Origin of the sequence: Pseudomonas graminis (genome assembly GCF_900111735.1) — a bacterium.
GTDB lineage: Bacteria > Pseudomonadota > Gammaproteobacteria > Pseudomonadales > Pseudomonadaceae > Aquipseudomonas > Aquipseudomonas graminis.
In genome coordinates, this window is sequence record NZ_FOHW01000001.1 from 156191 (window position 1) to 175612 (window position 19422).

15 protein-coding genes and 2 pseudogenes are annotated in these 19422 nt (G+C 59.6%); 15 read left to right on the forward strand and 2 right to left on the reverse strand.

Annotated features, from left to right (window positions below):
• Positions 1-2 precede the first annotated feature (2 nt).
• From glgB to BMY98_RS00665, 4 genes are all read left to right on the forward strand, one after another.
• Positions 3-2252 carry a 1,4-alpha-glucan branching protein GlgB gene (glgB, locus tag BMY98_RS00650; protein ID WP_074883301.1) on the forward strand — a complete coding sequence of 750 codons (2250 nt, stop codon included), beginning with the start codon at positions 3-5 and terminating at the stop codon, positions 2250-2252.
• A gap of 381 nt (positions 2253-2633) precedes the next feature.
• The gene (locus BMY98_RS00655) at positions 2634-3317 is read left to right on the forward strand and encodes a TIGR04211 family SH3 domain-containing protein (RefSeq protein WP_074883305.1); all 684 of its coding nucleotides are present in this window, start codon (positions 2634-2636) and stop codon (positions 3315-3317) included.
• A 503-nt stretch (positions 3318-3820) separates the two neighbouring features.
• A complete protein-coding gene (gene ggt / locus BMY98_RS00660) occupies positions 3821-5548 on the forward strand; it encodes a gamma-glutamyltransferase (RefSeq protein ID WP_074883308.1) in 1728 nt (575 codons plus the stop codon).
• 192 nt (positions 5549-5740) lie between these two features.
• On the forward strand, positions 5741-6925 hold the full coding sequence (locus BMY98_RS00665; protein WP_074883311.1) for an acetyltransferase domain-containing protein: 1185 nt from the start codon (positions 5741-5743) through the stop codon (positions 6923-6925).
• Positions 6926-6962: 37 nt separating this feature from the next.
• On the opposite strand, the gene BMY98_RS00670 is transcribed toward BMY98_RS00665, so the two are convergent.
• Positions 6963-8105 (reverse strand): MalY/PatB family protein, encoded by a 1143-nt coding sequence (locus tag BMY98_RS00670; RefSeq protein WP_074883314.1) that lies wholly within the window; start codon positions 8103-8105, stop codon positions 6963-6965.
• Positions 8106-8354: 249 nt separating this feature from the next.
• On the opposite strand from BMY98_RS00670, the pseudogene BMY98_RS27495 reads away from it, so the two are divergent.
• The 11 genes and pseudogenes from BMY98_RS27495 to BMY98_RS27215 form a co-directional block, all read left to right on the forward strand.
• Positions 8355-10691 (forward strand): annotated as a pseudogene (locus tag BMY98_RS27495) (type VI secretion system Vgr family protein); the annotation flags it as partial.
• An 855-nt stretch (positions 10692-11546) separates the two neighbouring features.
• Positions 11547-12380, forward strand: a pseudogene (locus tag BMY98_RS27955) (phospholipase effector Tle1 domain-containing protein); the annotation flags it as partial.
• 5 nt (positions 12381-12385) lie between these two features.
• Positions 12386-13015: a DUF2931 family protein gene (locus tag BMY98_RS00680; RefSeq protein WP_342742079.1), complete on the forward strand. Its 630-nt coding sequence runs from the start codon at positions 12386-12388 to the stop codon at positions 13013-13015.
• Between the two features lie 118 nt (positions 13016-13133).
• Entirely contained in the window at positions 13134-13715 is a 582-nt protein-coding gene (locus tag BMY98_RS00685; protein ID WP_083398675.1) for a DUF2931 family protein, read from the forward strand.
• Between the two features lie 211 nt (positions 13716-13926).
• The gene (locus BMY98_RS00690; RefSeq protein WP_074883319.1) at positions 13927-14190 is read left to right on the forward strand and encodes a PAAR domain-containing protein; all 264 of its coding nucleotides are present in this window, start codon (positions 13927-13929) and stop codon (positions 14188-14190) included.
• Positions 14191-14545: 355 nt separating this feature from the next.
• Positions 14546-15430, forward strand: a complete 885-nt coding sequence (locus BMY98_RS00695) for a manganese catalase family protein (protein ID WP_074883321.1) — start codon at positions 14546-14548, stop codon at positions 15428-15430.
• A gap of 78 nt (positions 15431-15508) precedes the next feature.
• The gene (locus BMY98_RS00700) at positions 15509-15715 is read left to right on the forward strand and encodes a hypothetical protein (RefSeq protein WP_074883324.1); all 207 of its coding nucleotides are present in this window, start codon (positions 15509-15511) and stop codon (positions 15713-15715) included.
• 271 nt (positions 15716-15986) lie between these two features.
• A complete protein-coding gene (locus tag BMY98_RS00705) occupies positions 15987-17375 on the forward strand; it encodes an ATPase domain-containing protein (RefSeq protein ID WP_074883327.1) in 1389 nt (462 codons plus the stop codon).
• 92 nt (positions 17376-17467) lie between these two features.
• The gene (locus tag BMY98_RS00710) at positions 17468-17833 is read left to right on the forward strand and encodes a response regulator transcription factor (protein ID WP_074883829.1); all 366 of its coding nucleotides are present in this window, start codon (positions 17468-17470) and stop codon (positions 17831-17833) included.
• A gap of 87 nt (positions 17834-17920) precedes the next feature.
• Positions 17921-18250, forward strand: coding sequence for a hypothetical protein (locus BMY98_RS00715; RefSeq protein ID WP_139214416.1), 330 nt, complete (start codon positions 17921-17923; stop codon positions 18248-18250).
• A 108-nt stretch (positions 18251-18358) separates the two neighbouring features.
• A complete protein-coding gene (locus BMY98_RS27215; RefSeq protein ID WP_158273348.1) occupies positions 18359-18532 on the forward strand; it encodes a hypothetical protein in 174 nt (57 codons plus the stop codon).
• Positions 18533-18558: 26 nt separating this feature from the next.
• On the opposite strand, the gene BMY98_RS00720 is transcribed toward BMY98_RS27215, so the two are convergent.
• Positions 18559-19296, reverse strand: coding sequence for an alpha/beta fold hydrolase (locus BMY98_RS00720; RefSeq protein ID WP_074883332.1), 738 nt, complete (start codon positions 19294-19296; stop codon positions 18559-18561).
• Between the last annotated feature and the right edge of the window lie 126 nt (positions 19297-19422).

Genomic DNA, 19422 nt, shown 5'->3' on the forward strand with positions numbered 1-19422 from the left:
AAATGAGTGCCTCTGACCAATTCGGTAACGGCAACCACGCAATATTGCCCAGCGCCGTCGACCTGGATGCGCTGATCCGCGCGGAGCACCGCGACCCGTTCTCGATGCTCGGCCCTCACAGCGATGGCGCTGAAGGCCAGGTAATCCGCGCCTATCTGCCCAATGCACTGGCCGTGCGCGTGCTTGCTCGCGATGGCGAACGTGACTTGGGCGAGCTGAGCATGACCGACAAGCCGGGGTTCTTTGCCGGCCACTTTGCGGTGCGCGAGCCCTACCTGCTGAAGATCTCCTGGGCCACCGGCGAGCAAATCACCGAAGACCCGTTCAGCTTCGGCGAGCAGCTCGGCGAGATGGATTTGTACCTGTTCGCCGAGGGCAACCATCGTGACCTGAGCAGCGCGTTGGGCGCACAGGTGAAGAACGTCGACGGTGTCGATGGCGTACGTTTCTCCGTGTGGGCTCCGAATGCCCGCCGTGTCTCGGTGGTGGGCGATTTCAACAGCTGGGACGGCCGTCGTCATCCAATGCGCCTGCGTCACCCGACGGGCGTGTGGGAAATCTTCATTCCGCGTATTGGCCCGGGAGAGGCGTACAAGTACGAGATCCTCGGCCAGCACGGCGTTCTGCCGCTGAAAGCCGACCCTATGGCCCTGGCCACCCAACTGCCGCCGGCTACGGCGTCGAAAGTCGCTGCGCCGCTGGACTTTGACTGGCAGGACAGTGACTGGATGCAGTCCCGTGGCGACAAGCACGACATCCACCAGCCGCTGTCGATCTACGAGCTGCACGCAGGCTCGTGGAAGTGGCATCACGGCGGCGATGACGAGCCCGATCGCCCGTATAACTGGCGCGAGCTGGCCGATAACCTGATCCCTTACATCAAAGATATGGGCTTCACCCACATCGAGCTGATGCCGATCATGGAACACCCTTTCGGCGGTTCGTGGGGTTATCAGGTGCTGTCGCAGTTCGCACCGAGTGCCCGTTATGGCAAGCCGGAAGACTTCGCCGCATTCGTCGATGCCTGTCACCGCAACGACATCGGTGTGATTCTTGACTGGGTGCCTGCGCACTTTCCGACGGATGCACACGGTCTGGCCCAATTCGACGGCACTGCGCTGTACGAATACGCCAACCCCCATGAGGGCTTCCATCAGGACTGGAACACGCTGATCTACAACCTTGGCCGCACCGAAGTCCACGGTTTCATGATCGCGTCCGGCTTGCATTGGCTGAAGCACTTCCACGTCGATGCGTTGCGCGTGGATGCGGTGGCCTCGATGCTGTATCGCGACTATTCGCGCAACGCCGGGGAGTGGGTGCCGAACCGTTACGGCGGCCGCGAAAACCTGGAAGCCATCGACTTCCTGCGTCACCTCAATGACGTAGTGGCGATCGAAGCGCCGGGCGCGCTGGTCATCGCCGAGGAGTCGACCTCGTGGCCGGGCGTTTCGCAGCCGACTCAACAGGGCGGCCTGGGCTTCTCGTACAAATGGAACATGGGCTGGATGCACGACACGCTCAAGTACGTCGAGCAGGACCCGATCCATCGCCAGCATCATCATTCTCAGCTCAGCTTCGGCCTGGTTTACGCATGGTCCGAGCGCTTCGTGCTGCCGATTTCCCACGACGAAGTGGTCCACGGCAAGCACTCGCTGATCGACAAGATGCCCGGCGACCGCTGGCAGAAATTCGCCAACCTGCGCGCTTACCTGTCGTTCATGTGGACGCACCCGGGCAAGAAGCTGCTGTTCATGGGCTGCGAGTTCGGTCAATGGCGAGAGTGGAACCACGACACCGAGCTGGACTGGCATTTCCTCCAGTACGCCGACCACAAGGGCGTGCACACGCTGGTCAGCGACCTCAACCGGTTGTATCGCACTGAAAAGGCGCTGCACGAGCAGGACTGCCAGCCCCAGGGTTTCCAGTGGGTCATTGGTGACGACGCCGGCAACAGCGTCTATGCCTACCTGCGTTGGAGCAAGGAGGGCGAACCATTGCTGGTGGTCGCCAACCTGACGCCGGTGCCGCGTGAGGCCTATCGCGTGGGCGTTCCGTTCAGCGGCAAGTGGGCCGAGCTGTTCAACAGCGACGCCGATATCTACGCCGGTTCCAACTTCGGTAACGGCGGCGGTGTGCGCACCGACGACCTCAAGAGTCATGGCCAGGCGTTCTCGCTGTCCTTGAACCTGCCGCCGTTGGGCGTGGTGATCCTCAAACCGACGGTGGAGCAACTGCAACAGGAGGGGTGATTCCCCCCGCCAGACTGTTGTGAACCTTGTGGGAGCGAGCTTGCTCGCGAATCGTCTTTACCCGCCGGCTCTGTCGGCGGGTCGGGGCATTCGCCAGCAGACTCGCTCCCACTGTCGTTTCAGCCATTCCGACAAGCGTGTGGGACGTTTCCCGGACGAATGTCATCCCTCGCTACTGAACCTGACATCTTTTCAATGGTCTGTTGACCACTGCGCGCGCAGTACGCCCGGGTCACGACTTTGGGTGTCCGGCTGAATTTCGCCCGCGCCAGATGCCTTTTCCAGCAGTTGCAGTGCGTTGTTCGTGCTGTCCGACCAGGCGTGATTCCCTTGCATGCGGCCCGCCCACCGGCCTTCTTTTCAATTTGTCGAAGATTAACCATGCCTATTTCTCCCTCCGATGCTTCCCTTCGCTTTTCCACCGTGTCGGGCGTTCGACGCCGTTTGCTCAACGCCGGCGTGCTGACCACCTTGTTGACCGCAGGCTTTGCCAGCCCCTTGGCACTGGCCGAAACCACGAGCAAGGATCGCTGGGTCAGCGACACCCTCAGCACCTACGTGCGCAGTGGCCCCACCGACGGCTACCGCATCGTCGGCACCCTGAAGTCCGGGCAGAAAGTGGAGCTGATCAACACCCAGGGCGATTACAGCCAGGTGCGCGGCAGCGCCGGCGACAACGTGTGGATTCCCACCGCTGACCTGCAGGAAGTGCCAGGCCAGGCCGAGCGCTTGCCGCAATTGACGCAGAAAGCCGCGGACCTCAGCGCGCAGCTGAAGACCATCGACGATGACTGGAAGACCAAGGTTCAGGGCATGCAGGAAACCCTGGAGTCGCGCAAGAAGCTGGTCGACGAGCTCGAAGCGCGGACCAAGGACCTGAACGCACAGCTGGCCAGCGCCCAGTCGGACTTGCGCACGACCCAGGCGAAACTGGGTGACGAGAACAATCAAGTGCTGATGCGCTACATGGTCTACGGCGGCAGCATCGCCGGGGCTGGCCTGCTGCTGGGCCTGATCCTTCCGTCGCTGACCAAGGGCCGCAAGCGCAACGATCGCTGGTTCTGAAGCAAACCGCCCGTGCCAGTTGCGGGCTGAAAAGGCTTCTACAGTAGGAGCGCGCTTACCCGCGAAGACGAAGTTGCATTCAGTATGTTGTCGCCTGAAACACCGCGCCCACTGTAGGAGCCGGCTTGCTGGCGAATGCATTCTTTCAGATCAAGGTGTGCAAAATGGCACACCGCCTTCGCGGGCAAGCGCGCTCCTACGCCCTCCGGGCAGAATCCAAATCTCAACCTGACACCCAACCCATCCCGTATCCCCGCAAACCTGTAGGAGCGCGCTTGCCCGCGAACGCGATCTTCCAGATGACGCAGCGCAGGATGACCCACCGCATTCGCCGGCAAGCCGATATCTGCACTGCTAAATCTCGGGGAAACGCACCTTGGGCCCGGTGTTCATCTGACCGGGATTCCCGGCAATCACTGGCAACTTTCCCCGCATGCGCTATTTTAGTGCGGGCACCTTCTGCCCACCGTTTTCCCCATCACAAGAAAAAGAGAATTCCGCCCATGAAGTTCGAACCCTTCGCCCAGTCGCTCGTTGCGACGGTGCTCACCCTTGGCTTGTCCTGCGCTCACGCCGCTTCCGTGGCGCCGGCCGCCGCTGAAAACGGCATGGTCGTGACCGCCCAGCACCTGGCCACCCACGTCGGCGTGGACGTGCTCAAGTCCGGCGGTAACGCGGTGGATGCGGCCGTTGCCGTGGGCTACGCGCTGGCCGTGGTCTATCCGGCTGCCGGCAACCTGGGCGGGGGCGGTTTCATGACCATCCAGCTGGCCGACGGGCGCAAGACCTTCCTCGACTTCCGCGAAAAAGCCCCGCTGGCGGCGACTGCCAACATGTACTTGGACAAGGACGGCAATGTCGTACCGGACTTGAGTTCCAAGGGGCACCTGGCCGTCGGCGTCCCCGGCACCGTGTCCGGGATGGAAATGGCGCTCAGCAAATACGGCACCAAAAAGCGCGCGGAAGTCATTGCGCCGGCGATCAAGCTCGCTGAAAACGGCTTCGCCCTGGAGCAAGGCGATGTCGATCTGCTTGGCACCGCCACCGACGAATTCAAGGCCGACGCCAAGGACCTGGGCACGATATTCCTGAACAAGGGCCAGCCACTGCAGGTTGGCGACACCCTCGTGCAGAAAGACCTCGCCAAAACCCTCAAGGAAATCTCCGCAAAAGGCAGCGACGGTTTCTACAAGGGCTGGGTGGCCAAGGCGATCGTCGATTCCAGCCAGGCGGGGAAGGGCATCATCACCCAGGCCGATCTGGACAAATACGCGACCCGCGAACTGGCGCCGATCGAGTGTGATTACCGCGGCTACCACGTCGTGTCGGCGCCACCACCGAGCTCCGGTGGCGTGGTCATCTGCGAGATCATGAACATCCTCGAAGGCTATCCGATGCAGGAGCTGGGCTATCACTCCGCCCAGGGGCTGCATTATCAGATCGAGGCCATGCGTCATGCCTACGTCGACCGTAACAGCTACCTGGGTGACCCGGACTTCGTCAAGAATCCGATCAGCCATCTGCTCGACCGCGACTACGCCGCCAAGCTGCGCGCCGCCATCGAACCGCAGAAAGCCGGGATCTCCCAGAACATCAAACCCGGCGTTGCGCCCCACGAAGGCAACAACACCACGCACTATTCCATCGTCGACAAATGGGGCAACGCGGTGTCTGTCACCTACACCCTCAACGACTGGTTCGGCGCAGGCGTGATGGCGAGCAGTACCGGTGTAATCCTCAATGACGAGATGGACGACTTCACCTCCAAGGTGGGCGTGCCGAACATGTACGGCCTGATTCAGGGCGAAGCCAACGCCATCGCGCCGGGCAAGTCGCCGCTGTCATCGATGAGCCCGACCATCGTCACCAAGGACGGCAAGGCGGTGATGGTGGTGGGTACCCCGGGCGGCAGCCGGATCATTACTGCCACCCTGCTGACCATGCTCAACGTCATCGACTACGGCATGAACATCCAGGAAGCGGTCGATGCGCCTCGTTTCCACCAACAGTGGATGCCGGAAACCACCAACCTGGAAGCCTTCGCCGTCAGCCCTGACACCCAGAAGATCCTCGAAAGCTGGGGCCATAAGTTTGCAGGTCCCCAGGACGCCAACCACCTGGCCGCGATCCTCGTCGGCGCGCCGTCCCTGGGTGGCAAGCCAGTGGGTAATAACCGTTTCTACGGTGCCAACGATCCACGTCGCAGCACGGGGTTGTCGCTGGGCTATTAACCCAGACGGGAAACGATTCACCGGATGGGGCAGGGTGTTCCTGTCCGGTGACGGGTGCGCCGGTTCTCCCCAACCAAGACCCTGCGGGCAATTTTGGTTGCGCGCAGGAGGCTTCGAAGTGTTATGTTATAACTCGCTTTTACAGGTCGTTCACAGGCCTGTCGGTTATCGCGCTTCGAGAGTCCACCGCGTATGCAAACCCTGTCTGTCCCCTTGCAATCTCCCGCCACGTCTATCGCCCATCCCGGCCGCCTGCAATCGATCGATGCCCTGCGTGGCCTGATCATCGTGTTCATGCTGCTGGATCACGTGCGCGAGACCTTCTTTCTGCACCATCAGGTCAGCGATCCGATGGACGTCGCCCACACCAGCGTCGATCTGTTCATCAGCCGCACGCTCGCGCATTTCTGCGCGCCGCTGTTCGTGTTTCTTACCGGGCTTTCGGCCTGGCTGTATGGCGAACGACACGCGGGCAAGGGCGCGGTGGCGGGATTTCTGTTCAAGCGCGGGCTGGTATTGATCGCGCTGGAACTGACGCTGGTGAACTTCGCCTGGACGTTCCAGTTTCCGCCGACGGTGATCTATTTACAGGTCATCTGGGCGATTGGCTTGAGCATGATCGCGCTGTCAGCGATGGTGGTATTGCCGCGTGGGGTCCTGGCGGCGCTGGGACTGGCGATCATCGCCGGGCATAACCTGCTGGATGACGTGCACTTCGCCGTGGGCTCGGCGATGCACATTCCGTGGGCGATTCTCCATGACCGCGGCTGGATCGAGGTCGGCGACAGTTTGCGCTTGCGCACCTCGTACCCGCTGCTGCCGTGGATCGGCGTGATTGCCGTCGGCTACGCCGCCGGGCCGTGGTTTGGCCGCCACGCAAATGCAGAAAAGCGCGAGATAAACCTGATTGCCTGGGGATTTGGCTCACTGACGCTGTTTCTTGCCCTGCGCGGGATCAACGGCTATGGCGAGAAGCCGTGGGTGGAAGGTGACACCACAGCGCAGACGCTGATGAGCGTCCTCAACGTCACCAAGTACCCGCCGTCGTTGCTGTTCATCAGCTTGACCCTGGGCGTCGGTTTACTGGTGCTGGCCTGGCTTGAGCGGCAACAGGGGCGGGCATGGCTGCGACCGCTGGTGACCTTTGGCGCGGCGCCGATGTTTTTCTACCTGCTGCACCTCTACGTGCTGAAGCTGCTGTATGTCGGCGCGGTAGCGATCTGGGGCACCACCCAAGGCCAGTACTTTGGGTTCACTTCGGTACTGGGCCTGTGGGGTTGCGCCGCGGTGCTCACCGTCGTGCTATGGCCGGCGGTGAACTGGTTCGCCGCGCTCAAGGCGAGTCGCCGGGACATTGCCTGGCTCAAGTACTTCTGAGAACGGCCATGTAGGACCTGCTTTAGCCCGGAATGTGTCAAATGTCACGCAGGCTGCGTTCCATGCGCGCCAGGCCTTCTTCCAGCATCGGCCGTGGGCAGCCGAAGTTCAGGCGCACGAACTGGCCGCAGTCGTCGCCGAATTCCAGGCCGTCGCTGAGCGCGACTTTCGCGTGTTCGAGGAAGAACTGCTGCGGGCTGTCCAGCCCCAGGCCGGAGCAATCCAGCCACGCCAGATAGGTGCTCTGGGGCAGGTGCATCGTGATCCCCGGGAAACGGCTTTTGATGGCCTCGGCCAGGTAATCGCGATTGTCCTGCAGATACGCCACGACCTGTTCCAGCCAAGCGCCACCTTCACGATAGGCCACTTCGGTGGCCTCCAGGCCCAAGGCGTTGACGCTGTCCACCAGCCCCAGCCGCCCGGCATTGAAACGCTGGCGCAGCTCGGCGTTCTGCACCACGGCGAACGCGGTTTTCAGGCCGGCAATGTTCCAGGCTTTGCTCGCTGACATCAGCGTCACGCTGCGCGCCGCGATCTCCGGGCTCAGGGACGCGATCGGCGTGTGCTGTCGGCCGTCGAACAGCAGGTCAGCGTGAATTTCATCGGAAATGATCAGCGCATCGCGCCGTACACAGGCCTCACCGATGGCCAGCAATTCGTCACGCTCAAAGACTTTGCCCAGCGGGTTGTGGGGGTTGCTCAGCAATAGCGCGCCGCAGTCGGGCAGGGCGCGTTCCAGCGCCGCGATGTCGGTGGGGTATTCACCCTGGGCGTTGGCATGGAAGGGCAGATCGATGCGCGGCAGTTGCCAGTTGGCCGGTGCGTGCAGAAGCGGCGAGTAATTGGGGGTCTGCACCAGCACCGCGCTGGACGGCGAGACCAGTGCATGGAGCGCCATATTCACGCCGGGCTCGACCCCCGGCAGAAAGACCAGGTCCTGCGCTTCGATCTGCCAGCCGTAGCGCTCGGCGAGGTGCTTGACCAGCGTTTCCCGCAACGCCTGCTGGGGCACGGAATAGCCCAGCAGCGGATGTTCCAGACGGTTCTTCAGCGCCTGCACAATGGGCGCGGCCACCGGAAAATCCATGTCCGCCACCCACATCGGCAGCACGTCTTCGGGGTACTGGCTCCACTTTTTGCTGCCGGTGTTCAAACGCTGAAAAACGTTGTTCAGATCCATGTCCTGGCCTGTCCTGCTCGAAAAAAAAGGGGATTGTGCCAGAGAAAGCGTGGCTGGGTTTGCTGTCGGTTTTCTGTTTGTAGGATTAATCCGCAAATGCCGCTGGAACCGTCTCCTTCGTGTCTCCTCGTCTGGAGTCACACTTTGAAATGCCTCATCTTCGCTCGCCTCAGCCCTCTCTCATGGACGAGTTGATCCGGTTTTCTGCAGACCGGTCGGGGGCGTTTCTTCTGACACGGACGCTCATTCATGCTCACCGTATTGCCGCCTTTCTTCGATCACAGTCGCCACAAGCTTGTTGTTCATCGTTTGCCCTTTGCGCTCGACGTCTTGGCCTTCGAGGGTGAAGAACAGCTGAGTCAGCCGTTTCTTTATCGCGTTGAATTTACTTGTGTTGAGCAGGACATCGGGGCTGATCGGATGCTGGGCAAGACCGCTCAGTTCAGCCTGCATGCTGCGGCACATACGTTGCCTGTTGCGATTCGTGGCTTGCCGGTGCCTCGGGTTGAAGCGCTGCGGACGTTGCATGGGGTGGTCACGGGTTTTAAGCGGCTTTCCGGTTCTGCTGACGAGGCCAGATACGAGATTACTTTGCAGCCGCGGCTGGCGTTGCTGGGCCGTGGGCGGCAGTTCCGGATCTATCAGCACCAATCCGTGCCGCAGATTGTCGAAAGCATCTTGCGCACTCGGCATGATTTCGAAGGGCAGGATTTTCTGTTCCCGCTGGTGCGGGAATATCCCAAGCGCGAGCAGGTGATGCAGTACGGCGAGAGCGATCTTTCGTTTATTGCGCGGTTGTTGGCCGAGGTGGGGATCTGGTATCGCTTCACCAATGACGAAAGGTTGGGGATTGCGGTGGTCGAGTTTCATGACGATCAGCGGCATTACGTTCGCCCTCGGATCAGTTTGCCGTTCAGGCCTCAGTCAGGGTTGGGCAGCAGCGGGCAGGATGGGGTTTGGGGGCTGCAGGTCAGTCATGAGGTGGTGGAGAAGAACGTTCACTTTCGGGCTTACCACCATCGGGATGCGAGTGCCTGGCTGGATGGGACTGTGGATCAGACCCGGGGTGACACCACAACTTATGGCGAGGCGTATCACTACGCCGAGCCGTACAAAGCGCTGGGTGACAAGCTCGATCTGGACGAGGATTTAGAAGGCGAAAGCGGGTTTTTCTACGCCCGGTTGCGGCATGAGCGGTATCTGAATGACCAAACTCGCCTGACCGGGATTAGCAGCAGTGCGTCTTTGGGATTGGCGCAGGTGCTGGGAATTTCCGGTGGGGCACCGCAGGCGTTTGAGCCCGGGGCGGTGATCACTCGATTGCGGTTGCATGCTGCGCGGGACCGCAGTTTCGAGCTGAGCTTTGAGGCAATTCCGTATTCGGAGAGCGTGTGTTTTCGGCCGCCTTTGCTGGCCAAGCCTGCGATAGCCGGCACTGTTCCGGCCCGTGTCACCAGCTCGCTGGCCAACGATCCCTACAGCCACATCGACAGCGAAGGTCGTTACAAGGTCAGCTTTCTGTTCGACCGCGACAGCTGGAAGCTGGGTCAGGAAAGCCATTGGTTGCGCCTTGCCCGACCTTATGCGGGCGATACCCACGGCCTGCACCTGCCGCTGATCTGCGGGACCGAAGTGGCGATTGCCTTCGGGCAAGGCGATCCGGACCGGCCCTACATCGCCCATGCCCTGCATGACAGTAGACATCCCGACCATGTGACGTTGACGCGCAGTGACTACAAACGCAACGTACTGCGCACGCCGGCGAACAATAAGCTGCGCATGGAAGATGATCGCGGCAAAGAACACATCAAACTCAGCACCGAGCACAGCGGCAAAAGCCAGCTGAACCTTGGGCATCTGGTCGACAACGAGAAGGACAAGCGCGGCGAAGGGTTTGAATTGCGCACCGATGGCTGGGGCGCGATTCGGGCGGGAAGCGGGCTGTTTATCAGTGCGGATGAACAGAGCAAGGCCCACGGGATGCAGCTGGATATGGACGCTGCAATCGACCAGCTCGAAACCGCGCTCTCCCTGGCCCGTACCATGGCTCAGGCTGCAAAGAGTGCGGGCGCCATTCCCGCCGATACGAGTGGCCATACGCAACTGAACAACGCGCTGACTCACCTCACCGAGCCCGGTCTTCTGCTGCACGCGCCGGCCGGCATCGGCATCGTCACCCCTGAAGCGATCTGCGTTTCCTCCGGTCGCGAGAGCGTCGCCATCACCTCGTCACGCTCAACCGACCTCAGCGCCGGACGCAACATCACCGGCACCGCCGAAGGTGCGATCAGCCTGTGTGCTGTGACCAAGGGTTTGCAAGTTAAAGCGGTTCAGGGCGACGTTCAGCTTCACGCCCAAAGTGCCGCACTGCATGCGCTCGCACAAGACGACATCAAGATCGAAAGCCTGGCCGGCCGGATCGAAATCAGCGCCCCGAAGGAACTCGTCCTCAGCTGCGGCGGCGCATTCATCCGTATCAAGGATGGCGAAATCGAGCTGGGCGCGCCGGGGAATATCTATCACCGGGCCGCTTATGTGCTGAAGGCCGGTGCTACCACGCTGACAACGCCGGTGACGCCAATACCTTATGGCTATGGGGCGGGGTACACCCTGGTCGACGCGCAACAGGCCGCTGCCCGTTTCGTCCGTTACCGGATCACTACGCAGAACGGCGAAGTGTTCAACGGCGTGACCGACAAGGACGGGAAGACCATGCCCGTCCACACGATGCTGCCCGGACATGTGGCGATCGACTTTCCGCAGTCCGAAGAAAGACTGAAGCCGCGTCCCACACCTGAACTGGAGGAGGAAGAAGAGGAAGAGGAAATCACCGAAGGCATCACGCTGCGCATCGGGTTGTTCTTTGACGGGACGGGGAATAACCAGAGCAATGCGGCGGCGACGGAGCGTTGCCGACGGCAGGATCTGGAGACCTTTAGCAGTGAAGAGCTGGAGAGCATTGCCGCAACGTGCAAGCAGTATGGGTTTGGTGAGTTTGACGGGAGCGCGTTCAACAGCGCGCCGAATAACAGTTACGGGAATGCGCCGAGCAATGTGGCTTATTTGTTTCAGCTGTATCCGGACAACGCGGTTGATGGTATTTCGGCTGAAGCCAAAACCGCATATATCAAGGCGTACGTAGAAGGTATCGGTACTCGCAGCGGTGGCAAGGATGCAACGGTCATTGGGCAGGGTCTTGGCCAGGGTGAGACGGGGGTAGTAGCGCGGGTGAAGCAGGCGCCAGCCTTAGTAAAAACACAGCTAAGCTTTTTTGAACAAACCAACCCCGGCATTTCGATTAAAAAGATCGAGATCGATATCTTCGGCTTCAGTCGCGGTGCAGCGGCCGCGCGTCACTGCGCAAATGAGTTTCTCAAACCCCAGTGCGGCGTATTTAGAGAAATCCTCACCGCCAGAAGTCATGGTCTGCAACAGAGCTTCGACGCATCGACGGACGTATCCATCAACTTGATCGGCCTGTTCGATACCGTTGCAGCCATCTCAGACCCTGCACATGGGGACTTCAGTCCTGGCGACGACGTAAATCGTGGCGTCAATCTCTATCTGCCACCCGACTGCGCGCGGCAGGTCATTCAGCTTCAGGCGCTCGACGAATATCGAGCCGACTTTTCTCTTAATAACGTCCACCACACGCACCTCCAGATCGGACTGCCGGGCGCCCACTCCGATGTCGGCGGGGGCTATCTGCCACGAGCACGAGAAAAGTTGTGGATGACGCAGCCCTGCAAGGCCAGCGTTCCGACCGGTCAAAAGGTTGAATCCCATGCCGCATGGGCCCGTGCAGAGGCGCACGCCAAGGTATTGCGCGAATCAGGCGTGGCCCGCGATGGCTACGTTGCGGTGAAAGCCTGGCCTGCAGCAACCAACCCTCGCGGCAAAGCTGCGTCGGCCATGGAGCACTACTGGATAACCGTACTCCTTGAACGCCCGGTGCATGGCGAACTTAGCCTGATTGCACTGCGTGTCATGCGTGAACTTGGGATACGTCACGCCGTTCCCTTCAAGGGTCTGGAAGCGCGGCCTGAACTCGCAGTGCCAGAGGAGCTTATGCCTATCGCTAAGCGAATCTTGCAGCAGGTAATGACGGACCGGCTCGTAAGCTTGGAACCTGCGCAAGAGGCATTGCTACGAGCGCGTTACATCCACATATCCGCGCACTGGACCCCTGAAGGTCCCTTCTTACTTAGCAAACCGGCGCCGCTGAATCGTAGAAACGTGCACCTCAACCGTCCGCAAGAAGGTTATCCGGAATGAGGCGCATGGGTTTTGCAGTCGGATTGCTACTCAGCCTGAGTGCCTGTGCCACGGGTGGCTCAGTACCCCCACCTGTCAAGCTGCCTTATCCGGCATGGTACATCGGCTTCGCCGCGCCCAAACACATGGAAGTGTGGGTGGAAAGCGTCGATGTGCTTGATCAGCGGGGATATGTTTTCTTCAACGTGCATGCTGGAGTCGCCGGTTACACACGTAAGCCCGAGGGCTGGCACAAGGGCACATCTGGTGGCAAACCCATCAACAACGTCGACTTACCAGACCAACTACTTCTGCGCTGGCAGTCACTCGTGGAGCCTCAGGCTTACAAAATCAGCATCCGAATACCGCAGTGGGTACGCGATGAGATGGTTAGGCCAGAGCGCGTCTACTGCCGTGGCTCAAAAGAATGGATAGACGACTACCGTTTCGCGATTACGTTGGGAATGGCTCCGGGAGGTATCGTGAAAGTTTGGGCCGGTGGGCCATGTCTGGGTTTCAAGGAAGTCGGTCGTTACCAAGCTAAAATCGAACCGCTCGGCCCCTACCGTGGCGCAAGCAGGGGCAAGTACATCCCGCTCGAACCGGAGAACAAAGCTTACGTAGAACAGCACGGCATTCCCTATGGCAGTTGGTAATGCTGCTGCGGCCTCGAACCCATCGCGCCACCGCACAAATGAACGTCTCAGAATCCAGTGCGCCGCTCATTCCGATGTGGGCGGGGGCTATCTCCCACGAGCACGAGAAAATTTGTGGATGACGCAGCCCTTTAAAGCCAGCGTTCCAACCGGTCAAAGAGTTGAGACCCATGCCGTGTGGGCCCAAGCAGAGGAGGTGTGGGTGGAGACGGTTGATGTGATCGATGAGCGAGGTCTGGCTTTTTTTTGTGTGCATGGTGGAGTCGCGAGTTACACCGGTCAGCCAGAGGGCTGGGGAAATGGCGCGGGCAAGTCGAAACCCATCAACAACGTCGATCTTCCTGAGCGAATCTTTCTGCGCTGGCAATCTCTGGTCGAGCCGCAAGCCTACAAGCTTAGTATTCAGATACCGCAATGGGTGCGCGACCAGATGATCAAGCCAGAGCAAGCATTTTGCTTATGGACACGCAAAAAGGAGGAGGACTATCGCGCCGCAATTACCCTTGGAATGGCGCCAGGGGGAATTGTAAAAGTGTGGTTAGGCGGATCGTGCCTGGGCTTCAAAGAAGTTGGCCGCTACCAAGCCGAAGTCGGTCCCCTCGGACCCAACCAGGACGGAAAAGGCTTGTTTTACCGAGCCCCCAATCCGGCGGCACAAGCCTGGATAGACCGACACGGCATTCCTTATGGAAGTTGGTAATTCGATTGGCAACGTTCCAAGGGTGCCGCTTGCGATTTAAATCGTCCGTGCCGCTTGACGCCGCAGGATCGCGTTGGCTGGTACAACGCGTTCGCCAGCAAGCGGTTGCAGTCAGGAGTACTTGGAAATAATTAGCAGTGCTGAGTTTCTTATAACCCCGCACCGTAAATAGATAATTAATCAATCAAACTGATCGAGAGTTTTCACCACTATGAAAGACATCATACGCCTAGGCGACCTCACCACCCACGGCGGCGTCGTGCTTCAGGCTTTTCCGCAGACCGACCTCAACGGCAAGCCCATCGCGGGGGTGGGGCACAACGTCAGCTGCCCTTTATGCAAAGGTGTTTTCCCCATCGTCGAAGGCAGCAGCACATACGCTGTGGACGGAGTGCCGGTTGCGTTGAACGGCATGAAGACCGCCTGTGGTGCAGCCCTTATTGCCAGCGGGCCGATGGGCGCCGTCACAAGCTGATCACACTTGCGCCGGCCCGCTGACGATCTGCGAAACATCTCGGTGCCAATCGACGGCGCAATGCCGTCGATTCTGGTCCCGAAAACGCTTCGTTTAGATACCCTACGGTCGAGGAATTTAATCCGTTCGACTGTTTGTGAAACAACAGACCGCCCGTCGGTACGCTCACCTATCTAACTAAACTTCCAGCGGTAAACCATTGGTCGGTTCCAAGTTCGCTTCCCTGAATTCCATCTCCAGCGATCTCTCCTTATATCTGTGCGTTCTGCTGAGTTGACCGATCGGCGCAATAGAAAAGCTGAACTTGTCGTTAATAAATCCTGATATCACATTAGCCTGAGAAGGGAGTAACACTATGTTCCTGCACAATAAACGTCTTCAATACACGGTTCGCGTTGCCGAGCCTAATCCGGGTCTGGCCAATCTGCTCCTGGAGCAGTTTGGCGGCGCTCAGGGTGAGCTGGCCGCAGCCACTCGCTACTTCACCCAAGCACTGGCGGAAGAAGATCCAGGTCGCAAGGATCTGTTGCTGGACATCGCCACCGAGGAGCTGAGCCACCTGGAAATCATCGGCTCGATCATCGTGATGCTCAACAAAGGCGCCAAAGGCAAACTGGCCGAAGGCGTGCAAGCCGAAGGCGAGCTGTACCGTGACATCAACGGCGCCGGCAATGATTCACACATCACCAGTCTGCTCTACGGCGGTGGTGCTCCGCTGGTCAACTCGGCCGGCGTTCCATGGACGGCGGCTTACATCGACACCATTGGTGAGCCGACGGCGGACTTCCGTTCCAACATCGCTGCCGAAGCGCGGGCCAAGATCGTCTATGAGCGCCTGATGAACGTGACCACCGATCCAGGCATCAAGGACGCGTTGGGCTTCCTGATGACCCGTGAAATCGCGCACCAGATTTCCTTCGAAAAAGCGCTCCACTCGATTCAGCCGAACTTCCCCCAAGGCAAGTTGCCAGGCATGCCAGAGTTCTCCCGGACGTACTTCAGCATGTCAAACGGCGAGCCTAATGTGCGTGGGCCATGGAATAACGACGACGACTTCGAATACGTCGAGAATCCAAAGCCGGCAGTAGACGGGGGCGACGGAACCGCTTCGGTCACGTTGAGCGAGGACGAGTCGGTCACGTTGACCATGATGAAAGAGCGGTTGAAGTCTGATCTGACAGCCGACCCCATGACCGGTGCCGACCTCGGGTCGGGCATGGCTCAGGGCAAAGCCGAGTAAACCGATAAGGGCAGGGCCGGCATTTGGCCGGCCCTGCCGACGAACTGATCACTGCCCCGTAAAGCAGGGAGGTTTCTAATGAACACGTTATTGGAAGATTCGACGCTCGATGAAGACAGCGAGTTGTTCAACGACAACGCTCAGCTGGACTTCTCTTCTTGTGTAACGCGTTTCGAAGCAGAAGCAGCGACGCTCGGTCGCGGTTTCAGAACGGCCTTGTTTGTTCAGCAATTCAAAGCCGGACTGCTGCCCAAATCGGTAAAAGGAGTTGAGAGACTCCACTAGGGCGTGGAGCTTCTGTGGACGATTGCCTGAAAATATCCGCTGGCTAGCCCGTTTCATCCCGCTACTAGCCCATCGATTTTGCCCGCGAAAGCGGGCTTTTTTGTCTCTGCCGAGGGCGCGGAATTGGATCCCGCCAAAGCGGCCACATCACCCGTAATCCGAAACGTTGCGAGGCGCTGGACGGAACTGTGATTACCCGCCACTGTATTGGCCTTCGCGCGTGCGCAATGCGTATTTTCAGGCCTGATGCCTATCAGGAGAGGGAGCGGATTTGAATCAGCTAAAACGCCTTGAAAGCGGGATCAAGGGCTTCGACGCGCTGCTAAAAGGAGGCCTTGTTGCGGGCGCCTCATACATCATTCAAGGACGGCCAGGGTCGGGCAAGACGATCCTCGCCAACCAGCTAGGGTTCAATCATGTCCGGCAGAACGGCCGCGTGCTGTTCGCAACGCTGCTCGCCGAACCCCACGACCGGTTGTTTCATTTCCTGTCGACCCTGAGCTTTTTTGATCGCGGTGCCGTGGGCCAGAGCATCCAGTTCGTCAGTGCCTTCGACACCCTTGAGAACGACGGTCTGCACGAAGTGGTCAAGTTGCTGCGCCGCGAGATCACCCGACAACGCTCCAGCATGCTGATTCTGGACGGCCTGCTCAACGCGCGCTCCAGGGCGGAAACGCCGCTGGACACCAAACAGTTCATTGCCGAACTGCAGGGTCATGCCGCATTCGCCGGTTGCACGGTGCTATTCCTCACCAGCTCGCAACTCGACGATGGCAGTCCTGAGCACACCATGGTCGATGGCGTGATCGAAATGGGCGAAGACATGGTCGGTTCGCGCGCGGTGCGCCGGATCAAGATGCGCAAGACCCGGGGCAGCGGCGCCATACCCGGCGCCCACGAATTCGAGATCAACGACCAGGGCATTGCCATTTATCCGCGCCTGGAATGCATGCTGACCCGAACCGGTGCCATGCCCGAACACCCCTACACAATCCTGAGCAGCGGCATCGACGGGCTGGACGCCCACATCGGTGGTGGTCTGGTCCGTTCATCGGTGACCCTGATCATGGGCCCTTCAGGCGCCGGCAAGACTTCGCTTGGCATCCAGTTTTTAAGCGGCTGCTCTGCGCAAGAGCCCGGGCTGTACTTCGGCTTTCATGAGTCGCCGCAACGGGCGAGGGCCAAAGCGCGTTCCCTCGGCAAGGATTTCGCAGCGCTCGAAGCGGCGGGCGCGCTGCACACCGTCTGGACACCGGCCTCGGCAGGTCTGATTGATCGTGTCTGTTACGACTTGCTCGACCGGGTAGAGCGGCTGCAGATCAAACGTGTGTTCATTGACAGTCTCAACGCCCTGAGCCGCGCGACTGCCGATCAGAGTCGGGTACCGGACGTCCTCGACACCTTGCTCGGCGAGCTTCGCGCCCGTGGAGTGACGGTGATGGCATCCTGGGAAGCGCATCGGTTGTTCGACGATCAACCGAGCGTCCCGGCCCCGGATGTCTCCGGTGTGGTTGATAACCTGCTGCTCGTCCAGTTCGTTCAGCATCGGACTGAACTTCAACGTCAGGTTTCGATTCTTAAGATCAGAGACAATGCGTACGATCCCTCGCCACTTGAAGTCGTGATGAGCAACGCTGGAATCACCATGCAAAAGGTCTGATATATGCGATTCGCAACGTGGGGGCGGCCAGAACGAGTGAGTTGCTGGATCAGGTGCACGGCCCTCGCGACATCGTGGGAAGTGGCCATCTGATGCCGACGATTCTGATCATCGATGACGAATACCTGATTGCCGATATTCTCAGTTTCGCGCTGGAGGATGAGGGTTTTCAGACAGTGGTGGCTGGCAGCGGGCGCAAGGCGCTGGAGATTCTCGATCGCGAGCGCCCCGACCTGATCATCACTGATTTCATGATGCCCGGCATGACCGGTCTGGAACTCGCAGAGACAATCAAGTCCCGCGAGAAGCACATGTCGACGCCGATCATGCTCATGAGTGGCGCCCAGGCCTACATGGGGGCCGAGCGGCCGGACCTTTTTGATGAGGTGATTGATAAGCCCTTCGATATCGACCAGGTCATCGGCAAAATTCACGCTCTGTTTCAAGCCCGGCTGTAAGGTTTTCCAGTTCGACCGTCATTGTCGTTGAACGAATCGATTCAGCCCCGGGTCGATACTGATAACGCTTACGAGTCGGGCAGTGCGATGAATACCTGGTACAGCAAATCTTTGGGTGAAGGCACCGTGGTGTATAGCCGCCTGCGTGCACTGAACGAACTTCGTCATCAAATGTGTCCCGACGCCCCTTGTCCCTATTCGCTTTATATGGACGCCGTCAGCGCGGAGACCATCGTATTGTTTGATCCCAGGCAGATTGTCCTGGCCTCCGCCTTCGGTGCAATGCCTTGTGGGCAGCCCAACATCAATGGGGTTCGCCTCATCGATCTTGAATACCGCCCGCTTCCCGTGAGTGCACAAAGTTCGCAGATGTTCAGCTCTCCACGTATCCGCACCGAGCCCCGTTTGTACGCTTAATGCCCCGGAACATATCGGTGTGCTTGAATTTCGAAGCTGATTAGCAACTCTAGTGAGTGGCCGCGTGAGCGGGACCAGTGCTGTCAGTGTTATCCCAAGGAGAATCAAATGGCCGTGGCCGTCGTCAGACTGGAAGGTGAAGATATCCCCCTCGAACATCGGCAGTCGGGTGTCACCGCCGTGTTCCGTGTCAAGAACGAAGAGGGCGCCGTGTTGTATTTCGAAGATGAAGTTGAAGCGGCCAAGTCGGCCGTTGAACTGAGCGATGCCGAGCATTCCTGAATAATCAGCGGCCGGCTTACCTGTACTTACTGGTTCTTCAGCAGGCTTGTTATCGCATCGACAAATTCTGCCGGTGCTTCCTGGGGTACATTATGGCCCACTCCCTCGATTACCTGTCGACGCACTGCCCCTGCAAATCCACGTATCGCCGCGCTGCTGTCGCGTGTTGAAGCCACGCCGTCGTCTGCTCCGGCCAGAATCACCGTGGGCACACTGATCATTGGCTGCTGCGCGAGTTTCTGCTGGATAAAGGCGTAGCGGGGGGCGCCCGCCACCAGCCCGAAGCGATGGCGGTAAGAGTGCACCACCACGTCGACGAAGTCCGGGTTCTCGAATGCCTGCGCTGTATCAGCGAACTCTGCAGCAGCGATGTCCTGAATGTTGTAGCCGGGGTCGCAACTGACCAGCCCCGCCACGCGTTCCGGCCACAGCGCAGCCACCACACAGGCGGCGCGTCCGCCCCAGTCGTAACCCGCGAGAGTGGCTTGCGGGATATGCAATGCATCCAGCAGTGCCAGCAGGTCGGCGCCCAGTGCTGCCTGTTCGCCGGAGCGAGGCGTGGCTGAATCGAGAAAACGGGTAGGGCCGTATCCCCTCAGGTAAGGCACGATGCAGCGCCAGCCGGCCTGGACCAGGCGCGCCGACACCTCGTCGTAGGCGTGGATGTCATAGGGAAATCCGTGCAGCAATACGACCACCGGGCCCCCGTCCGGGCCTATGTCGCGGTACGAAACATTCAGCACGCCGGCAACTATGTTCTTCACGGGATGACTCCGACAGACAAGTAGAAGCGAAGCCCTGAGAAATACCGGGCTGAAGTGTGGCGGTAGTGCTTTTAAACGATTGAAGTATGGGGCGGGCAGTTGCAAACCAGAGAGGGAGCAACGATC